The following is a 378-nucleotide window of genomic DNA, read 5'->3' on the forward strand; positions in this document are numbered from 1 at the left end:
TACGACTTGAACTTTTTGACGTTGTGCTAAAGAGTAATTATTGAAAAAATATTCCTTGATCGTCTTAGACAAGCGATTTTCAAGTAAGAGCAGTAAGTCATGTGTTTTGGCATCGATACAAATAAACGAAAATCTGCCTCTAGTAGAGCGAAGCTCAGCGAAACAGAGCGCCTTTTGCAAACGGTGTGGAGTCACATAAGCTGTTTTATTGCATAGAGGATCCGTTGTACTGAAGAAGCCGAGACGCCAACTATTTGGCGATCTTTTTAACTGGGCTCGCTTCTTTAGCTAAACTATGGATCACTTGCCTAGCCCGCAGGGTGATCGAACGGTGACACTGAGTCAGCTCAGTTTTAGCACTAAAAGTTCTGTGGCACT

1 pseudogene is annotated in these 378 nt (G+C 42.6%); it reads right to left on the reverse strand.

Annotated elements, in window-relative coordinates:
- Nucleotides 1-180: pseudogene (locus FC65_RS12670) on the reverse strand (ISL3 family transposase); the annotation flags it as partial.
- Between the last annotated feature and the right edge of the window lie 198 nt (nt 181-378).

The sequence above is a fragment of the Ligilactobacillus acidipiscis DSM 15836 genome (genome assembly GCF_001435755.1).
In the GTDB taxonomy this organism is placed as follows: Bacteria; Bacillota; Bacilli; order Lactobacillales; family Lactobacillaceae; genus Ligilactobacillus; species Ligilactobacillus acidipiscis.